At 23.7% G+C, this 15206-nt stretch carries 15 protein-coding genes; all 15 read right to left on the bottom strand.

The features are described from left to right. Nucleotides 1–2: 2 nt before the first annotated feature. Complete coding sequence (locus MPF13_RS05455) at nt 3–1112, bottom strand: glycosyltransferase (RefSeq protein ID WP_249981320.1); 1110 nt, start codon at nt 1110–1112, stop codon at nt 3–5. A gap of 69 nt (nt 1113–1181) precedes the next feature. Continuing rightward, nucleotides 1182–2324: a glycosyltransferase family 4 protein gene (locus tag MPF13_RS05450; RefSeq protein WP_249981319.1), complete on the bottom strand. Its 1143-nt coding sequence runs from the start codon at nt 2322–2324 to the stop codon at nt 1182–1184. Beyond that, entirely contained in the window at nt 2324–3736 is a 1413-nt protein-coding gene (locus MPF13_RS05445) for a hypothetical protein (protein WP_249981318.1), read from the bottom strand. The genes MPF13_RS05450 and MPF13_RS05445 overlap by 1 nt, the downstream gene beginning before the upstream one ends. After that, complete coding sequence (locus MPF13_RS05440; RefSeq protein ID WP_249981317.1) at nt 3733–4395, bottom strand: acylneuraminate cytidylyltransferase family protein; 663 nt, start codon at nt 4393–4395, stop codon at nt 3733–3735. The genes MPF13_RS05445 and MPF13_RS05440 overlap by 4 nt, the downstream gene beginning before the upstream one ends. Beyond that, entirely contained in the window at nt 4396–5529 is a 1134-nt protein-coding gene (gene neuC / locus MPF13_RS05435) for a UDP-N-acetylglucosamine 2-epimerase (protein WP_249981316.1), read from the bottom strand. Next, entirely contained in the window at nt 5522–6562 is a 1041-nt protein-coding gene (locus tag MPF13_RS05430; RefSeq protein ID WP_249981315.1) for an N-acetylneuraminate synthase family protein, read from the bottom strand. Before MPF13_RS05430 ends, neuC begins: the two co-directional genes overlap by 8 nt. Nucleotides 6563–6615: 53 nt before the next feature. Then, nucleotides 6616–7254, bottom strand: a complete 639-nt coding sequence (locus MPF13_RS05425; protein ID WP_249981314.1) for a CatB-related O-acetyltransferase — start codon at nt 7252–7254, stop codon at nt 6616–6618. Between the two features lie 3 nt (nt 7255–7257). Next, the gene (locus MPF13_RS05420) at nt 7258–8274 is read right to left on the bottom strand and encodes a glycosyltransferase (protein WP_249981313.1); all 1017 of its coding nucleotides are present in this window, start codon (nt 8272–8274) and stop codon (nt 7258–7260) included. Nucleotides 8275–8279: 5 nt separating this feature from the next. Beyond that, the gene (locus tag MPF13_RS15645) at nt 8280–9428 is read right to left on the bottom strand and encodes a glycosyltransferase (RefSeq protein WP_249981312.1); all 1149 of its coding nucleotides are present in this window, start codon (nt 9426–9428) and stop codon (nt 8280–8282) included. Further along, entirely contained in the window at nt 9425–10366 is a 942-nt protein-coding gene (locus tag MPF13_RS05410) for a glycosyltransferase family 2 protein (protein ID WP_249981311.1), read from the bottom strand. Before MPF13_RS05410 ends, MPF13_RS15645 begins: the two co-directional genes overlap by 4 nt. Before the next feature lie 3 nt (nt 10367–10369). Next, nucleotides 10370–11251, bottom strand: coding sequence for an FkbM family methyltransferase (locus MPF13_RS05405; RefSeq protein ID WP_249981310.1), 882 nt, complete (start codon nt 11249–11251; stop codon nt 10370–10372). A gap of 39 nt (nt 11252–11290) precedes the next feature. Then, nucleotides 11291–12286 (bottom strand): glycosyltransferase family 2 protein, encoded by a 996-nt coding sequence (locus MPF13_RS05400; RefSeq protein ID WP_249981309.1) that lies wholly within the window; start codon nt 12284–12286, stop codon nt 11291–11293. After that, nucleotides 12283–13233, bottom strand: coding sequence for a glycosyltransferase family 2 protein (locus MPF13_RS05395; RefSeq protein ID WP_249981308.1), 951 nt, complete (start codon nt 13231–13233; stop codon nt 12283–12285). The genes MPF13_RS05400 and MPF13_RS05395 overlap by 4 nt, the downstream gene beginning before the upstream one ends. Continuing rightward, the gene (locus MPF13_RS05390; RefSeq protein WP_249981307.1) at nt 13233–14129 is read right to left on the bottom strand and encodes a glycosyltransferase family A protein; all 897 of its coding nucleotides are present in this window, start codon (nt 14127–14129) and stop codon (nt 13233–13235) included. The genes MPF13_RS05395 and MPF13_RS05390 overlap by 1 nt, the downstream gene beginning before the upstream one ends. 16 nt (nt 14130–14145) lie before the next feature. Next, complete coding sequence (locus MPF13_RS05385) at nt 14146–15180, bottom strand: acyltransferase family protein (protein WP_249981306.1); 1035 nt, start codon at nt 15178–15180, stop codon at nt 14146–14148. Between the last annotated feature and the right edge of the window lie 26 nt (nt 15181–15206).

The raw sequence follows: 15206 nt of genomic DNA, 5'->3' as shown, positions 1-15206 counted from the left end.
TATTAATTAAAACAATTACTAATTATTTGAGTATGCTTATTAATATTATTAATAGAATAACAATTCTCAAAAGTGTGTAGGGCATTTTTTGAATAAAGTTCCCAATTATTTAATATTAACATAACTGTATTTGTTAAAGAATCTTCATCATTATGACTTATAAATAGACCATTATATTTAGGTTTTAAAATATCTAAACTTCCTGCTGTAATTGTGCAAATTAATGGAGTTCCTTCTCTTAAAGCCTCAATATTTACTAAACCATAAGCCTCTTCTATACTAGAAGATATATTTATCAATGAATTTGAAAAAACTTCTCCTATTTTTTTATGAGGAACTTTTCCTACAAATATAATATTGTTATAAATTTTTAAAAATTTTGCTAAATCAATAAGTTCTTGTTTTAAAGAACCACCTCCTATAATTTTTAATTTTAAGTTTGGATACTGAACAAGACATTTTTTAAATAAAAAAAATAAAGCTTTATGTCCTTTAGATAAATTTAAACGTCCAACAATACTAATACAATATTCTCTTTCTTCTTTTCTTTTATATGGTATAGTACTAGGTTTAAGTAATAATGGAAGTATATTTATTTTTTTTCTGCGAATGTTATAAAATTTAGATGTATCTTTTTTAGTTCCAATTGAATTTGTAAAAAGGTGAGTATTTATACCATAAACTAACTTTTTCCTATACTTTAAAAATATTTTTTTATAAAAACCTATTTTTGAATCAATATACAATTGTTTTGAGGTTGTATGGACATAGTTTACACGAGTTTTAACACCTAACAGATAACTTACTAAAGAAATAATATTAGTAGAACCGAAATTTGAAATACACATTATTGGTCTTTCTCTTTTTATCAGTTTAAATAAAAATAAAAAATCTTTATATTTAGTTGGTCTAACTGAAGGCCAGAATAGAACATTTTTTTTAACCGATTTCAATTGATAACATTCAATTAATTCTGGTGTTCCACCATCAAATATAAATATTATTTTAAAATTATTTTTAATAAATTCATCTGCTAAGAAGTTATAATAATCAGAAATTGAATTACCGAAAGGGGACATAGCAATAATTATTGTATTTTTTTCTTTCTTCATAATAAATTTACTTATCTAATTCTAATCTATAATTAAAAAATAATTATAATAGTTCTAATTAAATATTTATTAATTTGATATAATTTTTTGATAATAGAGAATATTTTCTTCAACTAAGAATTTAATATTAAATCTTTTTTGAGCATCTTTTCTTGCTTTTATCCCAATATCATTTGACAATTTAGCATTATTAAAAACCCATTTTATTTTTTCTGCAATAGATTTAGGCTCATAAGGGTTACATAACAAACCTGTAATTTTATCTTTAACAACTTCTTTTCCTGGTCCAGTTTCACTACCTATAAAAATTTTACCCATTGCTAAAACTTCTAACCATGCCAATGGCATAGCCTCCATATGACTTGGATAACAACAGACATTAGAAGACTCGATATAAATTGGTAATTCAAAATTAGGTAAAACACCTAAAAACTCTATATGAGATTCTATTTTTTTTGTTATACTAGATTCTAAAATTGGCCTATAAGGAGTATTTGTGCCCGGTAATGTAGAATCTCGTCCTGCAATTTTTAACTTTACCTTTGGAAACTCATCTACTAAATATTTTAACGATTCTATTAATTGTCTTATACCTTTTTTTTCTATTAATGTACCAGCAAAAAAAATACTATACTTTTCAATTTTATTATAATCCGATTGATAAAACCTACTTACATCAATTGGATTATAGATAACTTTAATTTCCCTTTCACCTAATTTAAGTAACTCTCTAGTAGTTTCGCCTACATAACTAGAAACTGCTATAATATGGTCTGATTTAAAAAAAGATTTTTTTTCCTGCCATACTTTTCTCCATTCTAATTTTCTTTTTTCTGCAAGTGAAAAATAATGATGCCCACCATGCATCCTAATTATATATTTGATTCCTTTTAATTTATTAATAAAAGCTAAACCTAATTCTGAAGTTTCAATTACATCAATTGTATTTTTGGAATTAATTTTTTTAATTGTTTTATTTATTATTCTAGAATTAAAAATAAAAGATAAAGGTAGTTTACTTTGAGGCAGAATATAAACTTCAATTCCTTCATCTATAATTAAATCATATTCTTGAACTTTGCTAATTCTTATAACTGTAACCTTGTGATTTTTTTTTACAAGTTCATACCCTAAATTCCTAACAAAAGTGCCTATACCTCCATGACTTAGGTTTAAAATTGGATACTCTGCTGTTATGTAACAAATATGCATTAATTAATATTTTTTAATTCTTCTAAAATTGTCTTAGATAATTCAATAGAATTATTATGTAGAGGGTGAAATATAATTCTTTGTAACCATTTTTTTCTATCTCTACCTACTTTATCTGGCGTCTCTATTGCCTTAATAACTTTTTTTATTATTTCTTCTTTATTATTTATCCATCCAACAGCTTCTATATTTTCCATACTTCTAAAGTGTTGAAATTTATATATATCTTCAACTTTATATTTTGAATTTTTAACAGGATTGTAATTTAAATATAAACATGGTTTATCAAAAACTGCAAAATCATGGGCCATAGTGCTACCTAAATTTATAACTACATCAGAATATTGAACTGTATTTATTAATATTTTATTATCGTTAAGTGTTGGGTAAATAGAAGCAAAAGAATCTTCTTGCTCTTTCTCAATTCTCCAATCTGGATCAATAGAATAAATAAGACCTTTATAGTTTTCTAATACTTTATCAAATCTATCAGATTTATCAACAGGACACCTTCTAAAAATAATTTGAGGTCTATCTTCCTCTTTAATTTGAGAAATAGATTCACAAATATCTTTTAAATAATTTGCTTCATATGGTGATGAACTATCATTTCCTGAATAACAAATCGTTCTTTTTCTAATATCAAGACCATATTTACTAAAAAATATTTTTTTATCTAAAAGATAATTGCTTTCATAATAAAATTCAAACTGTGGGGTACCTGTAACTTTTATTTGTTTTTCTATAATTTCAGGATATAATTCTAACAGTTCATTTTTCATTAATTCAGACCAAACAAAATAATAATTATATCTTGAAACTAATCTCGCTTTTGGAACATTATCCCAAGAAAATATAACAGTTCCTGTATTAATATTTATTTTTTTTGCAGATTCTACAATTAGTGATGCAATTGGAGCTCTTTGATGAAGGTTTAAAATAAAATCTGGTTTAATATCTAAAAGCTTCTTATTTATTAAGTTTGATTGGTTACTACTTTGTATTTCTTTTTCATATATTTTATCATAGATTTTTATAAGTTTTTTTGATTTTGATAAAAAATAACCTAAAAGTTCAGCTAAAAAATATAAAATTTTCTTTTTAATCCCTTTTTTATTAGGATTCCAAAACTTCATTATAGTTTTATTATTTAGCTTTTCTTTATTTCTTAACAGTCTTGCATATGCTAAACTTTCTCTAACAATTCTAACTTTTGGTTTTTCTATAAAATGTGGTATTTCTATAAAATTTTTAATCTCTGGTTTTACATTTTTAATTTCTTCAATTGCAGATTTAGATAGTTTATGATAAATAAAAACCTCATTATTTTCTTTAATTAAGTTACTTACAAAATTAGAAAACAAGTAATTTCTTACACCAACACCATCTGGAACTATAATTATTATTTTCATCCTTTATAATTTAAATCTTCTATTGTGTCAATATCTAAACTATTTTCTTTAGACATTTCAAAAAAAGTAGTTTCACTTGTTAGTAATATTTTTTTTTCAATAAAAGTTTCAACTTTAATTATATATATAGCTCCATTTGCTCTCACAGTTTTAGGTAATTCTTGTCTTGGACTAAAAGGAAAATCATTATTAATAATTCCTTCTAAAAAACCTTTTTCATTAATTCTAAAAGATTTATAAGGATGGTGTTCCATATTACAGACACTAATTAAAGAATTAGCATTTAATTCTTTTAACCTATAAAATGCTTTATCAATATGATTAGCATTTCTTAATGGAGACGTTGGTTGCAATAAAACTAAATAATCATATTTTATGTTCTTGATACTTTCTAATGCATGAATTAAAACTGGTTCTGTTCTAGAATCATCTTCTGCTAACTCCTTTGGTCTTTTTATAGTTTTAACATTTAACGTTTTTCTAGATAACTCTAATATTTCATCATCATCAGATGTAACAACAACATCCGTAATAATCTTAGAGTCTAAAGCTGCGTCAATAGACCATTGAATTAATGGTTTTCCTAAAAAAGGAATCACATTTTTCCTAGGAATTCCTTTTGACCCTCCTCTTGCTGGTATAATAGCTAAAACTTTCATTTAAAGATCTTGAAATTGTTTTTGACAATTAACTTTCCAAATTGAATTTGATTCTAATAATTTTAAAAAAAGTTTATCACTTTTTCCACTTCCAAATTCAGTAATATCAATAGTTTTTTGTTTTTTAAAATTTAGTTGTTTTATTGCTAATAAAATTTCATCTGAACTATAAGAAACATTAATAATAGAATTTGCTTGAGATCTATTATTTTGTCTAGAACCTACATCAATTGTTGGCACTTTATAATATGGTGCTTCTCTTACACCTGCACTTGAATTACCTATTATAAATTTTGCTTCTTTTAATAATCTTAAAAAGTATTCAAACCTTAATGATGGATAAATTTTAATTCTTGAATTATTTTCTAACCGTTTATACTCTTTTAATATTTCTACAGTTCCTAAATCATTATTTGGGTAAATAACAACAAAATTTTCTTCTGATTTTAATAATACATCTACAAAGTTTTTAGCATTTTTCTTTATATTTTTATAATCAGTTGTTACAGGGTGAAACATTACAATTGCATAATCAATAAAAGGAATTTCATAATATCCTTTTACTTTTTTTAAAGATGGCAAAGAATTTGGGTTCATTAAATCTAAATCTGGAGAACCAATTACATAAATAGAACTTTCTAATTCTCCCATTTGAATTAATCTTTTTTTAGCTTCTGTATTTGAGACTAAGTGCAAATGAGATAATTTACTAACAGAATGACGAATTAATTCATCAATAGTTCCTGAAATTTCACCACCTTCAATATGTGATACTAAAATATTATTTAAGCTTCCTACAATTGCTCCAGCTAAAGCTTCAACCCTATCTCCATGAACAACAATTAAATCTGGTTTTTGTTCAGATATAAAATTAGAAAAACCTGTTATTGTTTTTGCTAAAGTTCTGTCCATAAACTCTGTTGAATCCTGATTTTTATACGTATAAATATTTTTAAAACCGCTTTTATATATTTCATTTACAGTTGATCCATATGTTTCATCTAAATGCATTCCAGTAACAAAAATTTGAACATCAAAATTTATATTATTTTGAGTAATTTTTATTAAAGATTTTAATTTACCAAAATCTGCTCGAGTTCCTGTAAGAAAAACTATTTTCTTTTTATTACTCAATATCTCTCCAATTTAAATGTCTATCTTCTTCTATATAATTTTTAGCTTTCTTACCTAATATATTATTAAATTCTTCAGCTAAAATCTCTCCAGTACCAGGTCTTTTAACCCATAAATTGTCTTTTGTAAAAACTTCTCCTTTTTTAATTGGTTTAATTGAAACAACTGAAGCAAAGGCAAAATCTATAGTAACTTGCTCTTCTTTTGCTGGCTCCTTGGTACCACCTCGCATTTGCCAAATTAATTTACTTCCTTCAATAAGTTCATTACATTTTTTTTCATCCATAGAACAAACAATATCTGGACCTGTTCTTTCCATATAATCGGTAAAATGACGTTCTAAAATTGATGCTCCAAGAGCTACAGCACCAAAACACGCGTGATTAGATAATGTGTGATCTGACAACCCAAAAACATTTTTAGGAAATGCTTCTGACAATTCTTGCATTGCACCAAAACGTACTAAATGCACTGGTGTTGGATATAAGTTTGTTGTATGTAATAAGGCTAAAGGTACATTTGCTTTTTCAAAGATTTCAACTGCTTTTGTTACACTTTTAATAGTATTCATTCCCGTACTTAATATTACTGGCTTACCAAAAGTAGCTATATGCTCTAAAAGTGGATAATTATTACATTCTCCAGACCCAATTTTATAAGCTGCAACACCCATTTTTTCTAATCGTTCTGATGCTGCTCTAGAAAATGGTGTAGAAATAAAAATCATTCCTTTACTTTCTACATAATCTTTTAAAGCTATTTCATCTTTTTCATTTAGAGCACATCGTTTCATTATTTCGTAAATAGAAATATCTGCATTTCCTGGTATTACATTTTTAGCTAAACCGCTCATCTCATCTTCTACAATATGAGTTTGATGCTTAACGCATTCTGCTCCTGCTCTAAAAGCAGCATCTACCATTTCTTTGGCTACTTTTAGAGAACCTTCGTGGTTAATTCCTATTTCTGCAATTACAAAAGGAGGATAATCTCTTCCTATTTTTCTTCCATTTATTTCTATATAGTGATTCATTTATTTTTATAATTTTAAAAAACAATTTAATTTATCTGTTAAATTAATTTATTTTAATCTGATTCATAAATGCTTTTTTTGTTTAGAAAATTTTTAAAAAACAATGGTTTTATCTTAATCAAATCTTTTGTTGGTTTATCCCACCATTTTAACTCTTCTATTTCTTGGATGACATTTTGAGAGAATCTTTTTTTTATAAAGGTTGCTGGAACACCTCCAACTATTGAATAAGGTTCAATATCCTTAGTAACAACAGAACCCGCTGCTATTATTGCTCCATTTCCTATAGTAACACCTCCAACAATAATTGCATTATGTCCAACCCAAACATCATTACCTATTACTGTCTCCTTTGTTTCTTTAAATTTCTTTAATTCACCAGAAAAAAGGTTTTTATTAATATATGTACTTAAATAAGTAATTGGGTGATTAGACGTGTGTACTGCTACATCTGCTCCAAACTGACAATATTTTCCAATTCTAATGTTTCCATGAAAAAAGTTATTATATCCAAGTGTAGTTGCAAACCCTATTTTAATTTTTCCAGAAAAGTTACAACGATCTGGAACAGCATTATTACCTTCAAAACTAACATTTTTTAAACCTCTTGAAAAACCAGAAAACACTGTACTCTCTTTTTCATCAACATAATTTAAAAAATAATATAAAATTTTTTTAATAAGCTTTCTCATAAATTAATATTCGTTAACTTCAATTTTATTTAAACCCTTATATTTTAAAAATAATTTCCATAAAAAAGATTTACTAATTATTTTAGTAAACAAAAAAGAATTAATTTTTAAATTAATTTTTGAATTTGATATTGTTGATAAAATTGGGCTTTCAAAATCTTCTTTTATTTTTTTTAACTTTAACATCTCAACTTCCATCCACTTTTCTTTACAATTCCCCATATGATAGCAATAATTATCTTCCGTTGACAATCTCCATAAGCCAGAATCTGAAATTGGTTTATCTAAAAATTCAGTTTCACTATTACCTCCTAAATTATAATTAGAATAAGAGTATTTTATTGATTTAAAAACTGTTCCTCTATAAGTGGCAACAAAGTGGCCAGCACCAACTACAGCTTTTATATTATTCTTTTGAATCGTTAAGTTTTTCTTTAAGTGAATATTATTATAGAATTTTACATTTCCAATACTCTTAGCAAAATGAACTAATGCTTCAGGATTTAATACTTTAGTAAACTTTAATTTTTTTGAAAAAAAATTTTCTAAAATTATGTTATGTGTATAATGTTTTAACACTTTTGAAGATGGTACAGGAGAAACTAAGCCTGCTTTAGGGAAATTATCAAAAATTTTATATGTTTCTTCCTGCCAATTATTTAAAAATAATACATCTGCATCTGAAATAGTTATTAATTTAAATTTATGCCCATTTATACCTTTTAAAATTGCATTTAATTTCCCAATATTTGTTGTATGTATTAATTCATTAATTTTATTATCAATAAATAATTTCTGTAAATAATCTACAACTTCTTTACAACATCCATTATTTACAATAGTAAAAAAAGTTTTAGTGTGACTAGTTTTAAAAAGTGATTCTAAACTATGAACTAAAATTTGAAAACTATCCTTAAAATAACCATGTTTATTAGGAATATAAACAGGAATTATAACTTGATGAAAATATTCATCAACCTCTTTTATTTTATCTTTATTTGGATTAAACCCTATTCGCATAAATTTTAGCTTGTTGCTATTTTATTATATAAATTTACTATTTTTTGTTGATTAAATTCATATTCCAACCTTTGATTTGATATTTTTTTATTAATTTTTCTAGCTTTTTCAAAATCACCTTTTTTATCTAACTTAAGAGCTCTTTTAATTAGATATTTAATTTCACTAACATCGTTCGGATTATTTATCAACAATCCATTTATTCCATTATCTATAATTTCTGAGGTTACCCCACCTGGGTTAGACTGTATAGGATAAACTCCCATAATTATGGCTTCTAATAATGTATTTGGCATTCCATCAGAAATGCTATTACCAATATATATTTTGGATTTACCCATTAAACTAATAATATCAAAATGAGACAATTCATTTCGACTGTACACATCAAATACTAAATTATTCATTAATATAAAATTAATTATTTCTTGATGGGCTCCAAATACAACTATTTTATATGACTTTAACTCTGGTAATAGCAACTTTAAAGCTTTTAAGACATTTAAAGCCTTACCAAATTCATGTTCATATCCTTTTACAAGAATTATTTTTCGCTCTATAATTGGTTTTTGAAACTTTTCAAATTCAATTAATTTAAAACCACCTCCTCCAGGAATAACTCCTAAAAACTCTCCAACAAAACCTAAGTTTTTTGCTATTTTATAATCTCTAAAACAATCTGTATGCAAAAAATTAATTCTCTTTAAGGTCTTTTTTAATTTAACTTTTTCTTTTTTAAAGTTTTGGAAATAAAATAAATCACTACCCCAACAAGAATATAACCATTTTAATTTTGGATATTTTAACATTACATTTAAAATAGGGTAGGTACAATTTTGCATTTCAAAACTATGCAATATGTCTGGTTTTATTTCATTAATAATTTTTTCTAATTGTTGCTCAATAGTAATTTCTAAAAAGGGTTGAACTTTATAATAAAATTTAGGGTATTTTTTTCTTAATAAATACTCTCCTCTTATATATTTTATTTTTCTTTTTTTCCAATCTATAATTTGATTTATTTCTAGAGAAGTTTCTAATTTACCTCTATCTAAAATATCAAACCAAAATAATTCAAAGTCTGTATCTTTTAAGTTATCTACCCACCTTTTAACATGAACAGAATTCATTGAAATTAATAATATTTTTTTCACTTTAAAATTTTGTAGCCTCTGTTAAATAACATAAACACTATAAATGCAATAATCGTTTTTAAAAAACCTAAAAAATCGAGTAAATCTATTTGTTTAATTAATGTTTTCTTTAAAAAATAATATTTTTTTACATCTTTGTGAATTAGAGACTCTCTTAAAAAGTATTTATATCTATTTTTTATAAAAACTTTTAATTTTTTAGAATTTATAGTGTTATTTTTTTTTAATAATTCGAGATGTTTTTCTCTTGCTTTAAATTCTGATTGAATCTCTTCAAAATTTAACTTTTCTATTTCTTTTGACAAGGAATTATCATGAATTCGATATTTTATTAATGATTTATCTATGAAATTTATTTTTGGTTTTTTATATAACATTCTTAAATTAAAATCCCAATCATCTAGATTTGAAATAGATTCGTCAAATAAATATTTTTGAGATTCTAAAAAACTTTTCTTCCATGTTGGACCAGATACATAAAATGTTATTTTACCTATAAAATAATCTTCAATTAGATTCTGCGAATAAATGCTATTAACCTTATATTTTTTTAACTTTTCATTTGTAAAATATTCTAATTTAGATACACAAACATCAAAATCTTTAATTTTATTTACGATTTTCTCTAAGGCAAAATCATAAAACAAATCATCACTATCAAACCATTTAATATAATCTCCATTACATAAGTCAAAACCTAAATTCCTACAAGAATTTGCTCCTTTAACTTTACTAACAGGCCTCTTAAATAAACGAAACCTATTATCTGTTACACAATATGATTCTACTACCTTTAATGTATTATCTGTTGATCCATCATCAATTATTATGCATTCCCAAAATAAATAAGTTTGAGCTAAAATACTATTTAATGTTTCTGATATTAAATGCTCTCTATTGAAGACCGGTATTATTATAGAGATTAAAGGATTACTCATTAATTATTGTTTAACGGCATAAATAATACCAGAATTAAATGTAAATTTTTGAGAGAAGAACATAAAATTATTCTTTTTTAACAATTTTTCTATTGCAATAGCCCCTTTATCATGCCATTCAATCATAAATAAATCAATATTTTTTAAAACACCTGTTTCTTCTAAACTTTCAAATATTTCATATTCACTACCTTCGCAATCCATTTTTACACCAATTTTATATTTAGAATTATCTTTTAAAATTTTATTTATTTCATCTGAAGCATTTTTAATTATTACTTCTTTTTCTGAAACCAAATCTCTTCTAAAACTAGTACTTAAATCACCTCTAAGACCTGTGTTACCTTTTACATTAGGGTTAAAATTAAACACTTCTTTTCTTTCATTTTTACCTAATCCATAATTATAAATAGATTCAATTTTACTTATTTTTTCATTTCTACTTAAATTTTCAATTGCTAAATTAAAAGTAACATCAACTGGTTCAAAAGCATAAATTTTCTTTATATTTTCTTGTAAAGAAAAGAACAAAGATGCAATACCTATGTTTGCTCCAATATCTATTAAAACAATTTTATCTTTTGTAAAAAAATTATAATCTTTTTTAACAAATATTTCATTCAAAATTAAAATTTCTTCTACTGTTTCAACATATACCTTTAATTTATTAATTTTAAAGATTACTCCATTAGAATGATCTTCAATTTCTAGATTAGGGTATTCTTTTTTAAGACTATGAACAAATTGATATGATTTTCTAAGTAATTCAATATTTGTAATTACTTTAAAACTATTTAAATCTTTTATTATAAGTTTTCTTTTCTTTTTAATGTTTTCAATTTTAAAACCTAATTTTCTTAATAATTTATATATATACTTATTCATTTATTTATATTTTAGTCTAATTTGAAACTTTATATTGCTTTATTTAGTATTTACAAAAAAGTACTCTATGTATTGTGTTAATATATAATAACCTTTTTTATTAAAATAATATTTATTTAAATAAATCATCGATTTTAATAAAAACATCTCTTTTCTAGTTAATTTAATTTTATCTTTAAATAATGAAATAGTTCTATTAACATTTATTAAATTAGATTCTTTAGATATATTAAATCTAAGGATTGAAAAAAATTTTAAAATTAGTTTATCTCTGTTTTGAATAACTTGACTATTTTCTAAAACATAAAATATTGTTTTAGAATACTCAAAAAAACTATTTAATAAATTTTGTTTACCAACATTATTATTATATTTATTAATATTAGAGCTCTCCATTCTATAATATGAATCAGTAAAATCAATTGATTTATAATTTGGTTTTAAATTAGCCAAAACTCTAACATTAAATTCATCATCTTGAAAATTTTGAATATTTTCATTAAACCATATTCTATTCCTTATTAAACTACTTTTAAAAATTGGTCTACAAACATTCCATGGTAATCTTTTACTAAAAATAAATTCTTCAATAGTTTTTTTATTTGATAGATTTACTACTTTTCTATCTTTTAAAGGATAACAATTTGATTTTTTAATAAATCCTCCCATAGAAAACACTAAAAAATCATATTCAGAATATTTATTAAAAAAATTAATTCTATTCTCTAAACATATAGAGTTCATTAAATCATCACTATCAAAAAAAATTAAAAATTCTCCTTTAGATTGTTTAATACCGAAATTTCTACAAGAATTTGCTCCTTTTAAAACATTTATAGGTCTTTTAAATAATTTAAAACGTTTGTCTTTTTTTGAATAATTTTCAATCTCTAAAAAATTATTATAATCACTCCCATCATCTACAATAATACATTCCCAATTTCTATAAGTTTGATTAATAATAGAGTTTAAAGTTATTAAAACTAATGAAGACCTATTAAAGGTAGGTATTATTATTGATATTAGCGAGTTCATTTTAAATATAAAAATTTTAAAATTTTTTTTCTTTGACTAATTAGAGGAAAGCTTTTAATAAATACTATCGATTTCATAATAAATGGATATTTTTTTAAAATATACAACCAATACTTAATTTCACTGAATAAGGTGTTTTTTTCTAGTTTTCTTAATAAAAATAATGCATTAAAAACAAGTTCTATTTTTTTTATAGAATACTTTTCTTTACGCATCCAATTAAGAAGAGAATAATACATTTTATACCTAAATATCTTGTATAAATTTTCATTTGAAAAAGAATTTTCATCATGAACACCTCTAATTGCTAGTGGCTTATCTATAATACCACTAACTAGAGTTGTTTTTAAAGCCATTTTTAAAATAAGCTCAGTGTCTTCTGCTACTTTTAAATCTTCAGAAAAATAACCAGTTTTTATAAAAACTTCTTTTTCTACTGTTAAACCATCAATTGAGAAGTAACCTTTAGAACCTAATAATAAAATTTCAAATAAATTATTAGAATTAATAGGTTCTTTTACAGTTGTTAAATTTAATTGTTCTTTCTCTAATTTTGAAGTTCCTCTATAAAAATGAGCCCCTATAGCATTATAAACACCATTTATACTTTTATTATTCTTAAAAAGATGAAAATCATTTAAAAATCTATTTTTTAAATAATAATCATCTGCATCTAAAAAAGCAATATAATTTCCTTTAGATTTTTTAATTCCTAAATTTCTACTCGAAGAACGACCTTTATTTAATTTGTTATAGTGATGATAGACTTTTATTTTATCATTTAAAACAATTAAATTATCAAGAATTATTTGAGTTGAATCTGTGCTTCCATCATTTACTACAACTACCTCAAATACCTCTGGTTGTGAAATAGCAGAATTTATGGATTTTTCAATAAATTTTTCTCCATTATATACTGGTATTATTACAGAAACAGAAAAATTCATTATTTAATTTTAAGTTTAGCTATGAACATACGTTTTATAAATTTTAAAAATGATACAAAAGCACCTATTCTTAATAATTTAAAAATAATAAAAAGGAAATTATAAAAGCTAATTTTTTTCTGTTCCTTAATTAAAACACCATATTCTAATAGTAAGGTTTTTTGCTGATTTTTATTAAAAATGTTTAATTTTTCAAAAACTAAACATTTAATAAATAAATATCTAGCTTTTCTTTTTAAAAGTAAATTATCGTCTTTTCCAGAGATACTGAAATCAGAAATACGAACTCCAACACTAGCATTATTTATTGTATAAATATTCCCAGAATCTACAAAATCAATCCATGCTTTATCATCAGAATGCCATGCCAATGGATATTCTGTAAATCCTTTTTTATTATAAATAGATCTTTTAAAAACATGTTCTGACAAAGAACTTCTAGTTAATCCTAAAAAGTGTTTATAATAGGAATCTGAAACTTTTTGAATTTTAGGAAAAGTATATAATTTAGATTTTTTTTTACCTAAACCATCCATATAATAAGAAGAAAATCTTATTAAATTATTTGATTTTGGTGTATTAAAATAAAACTCTTCAATAAAGTTTTTACTTAAAACATCATCATCACCAAGAATCATTAGCCATTCTTCTTTATTGCTAAGCTTAATACATCTTTCCCAATGTTTCACTAGTGAAACACCTCCTAAATTATAATCAAATTTTTTATATGCAAAACTAAATTTTCCTTTGTAATTATCTAATAATAAATTTGGACTTTCATCACTAAAATCATCTCCAATATAAACTTTAAAATTTTTATTAGTTTGATTTGCTAACGATTTTAATGTTTCTTCAAAAAACTTAATTTTAAAATAAGGTATAATTATCGCTATCATAAAAAAATGAGTTAATCTAGTGTATTATTTTTTTAAAATATTTTTTATAAGATAACGCTTTTTTTTCTACTAAATACCAAGAAAAATATCCAAATAAAACAGATATAAGAACCGACCAAATAATTAAATAAAAAGTAGTTAATCCAAAAAAATACATTAAAGTTTGTTGAATGGGGAAACTGTAAATATATATACCATAGGATGGATCTCCTTTTTCTCCGAATGAAGAAATAAACTTTATTGGTTTTAATCCTATTGCTAAAACAATTAAAGGAAAAATAAGATGTTTAGAATATGTATAAACATCAAAATACAGGGTTGCTATTAAGATAAAAAACAATCCCCATATTAAGTAAGAGTTAACTCTTTTATCAAAATTAAATATTGCTAATAAACTACCTGCAACAAAATATGTTCCTAAATTTAGAAAATGAAGTCCATTTAATCCAAAAATCATTCTTGTAGAGAATTTATGTAAAAGAAAATTATAAGAAATATACATTAGTAAAAATGATATAACAATTAAAACTTGCAAGAAATATTTATTCTTTCTTATATAAAATAAAAAAGATAAAAATACATAGAGCGAAAACTCATACCAAATTGTCCAAAGAGATCCATTAATAGCATTTGGATATACGTTGTTTTCAAATACTCCTTCAATACCATACTGCAATCTATATAATGTAAGGTTTCTAAAAAAGTAAGAATAAATTTTTAAATTTTTAAAGTAGGGTATTGTATTTTCATAAACTAAAGGAGCTAAAAAAATTGTTAGCAATAATAAAACTATTAATGCTGGAAAAAGTCTTAATATCCTTTTCCAATAATATTCAAAAAAACTTGAACTTCTCTTTAAACTTAAAAAAATTAAATAACCGCTTATTGTAAAAAAACCATATAAACCAATTCCTGAAAGTTCAACTTGTCCATTTGTTAGTTTATAGACCCATTGATTACTAACATTATTCCCTGATAAAGGATATGAATGTGCAACAACTACTAATAAAGCAAATAAAAACCTTAAAAAATCGAAGTTATTTGATTTCATACCAATTGATTACTAATTAAAAGTTA

Origin of the sequence: Polaribacter sp. Z022 (assembly GCF_023555495.1) — a bacterium.
Taxonomy (GTDB): Bacteria; Bacteroidota; Bacteroidia; order Flavobacteriales; family Flavobacteriaceae; genus Polaribacter.
Note: the sequence above shows the minus strand (reverse complement) of the source record. Positions and strands in the feature narration are given on the sequence as shown.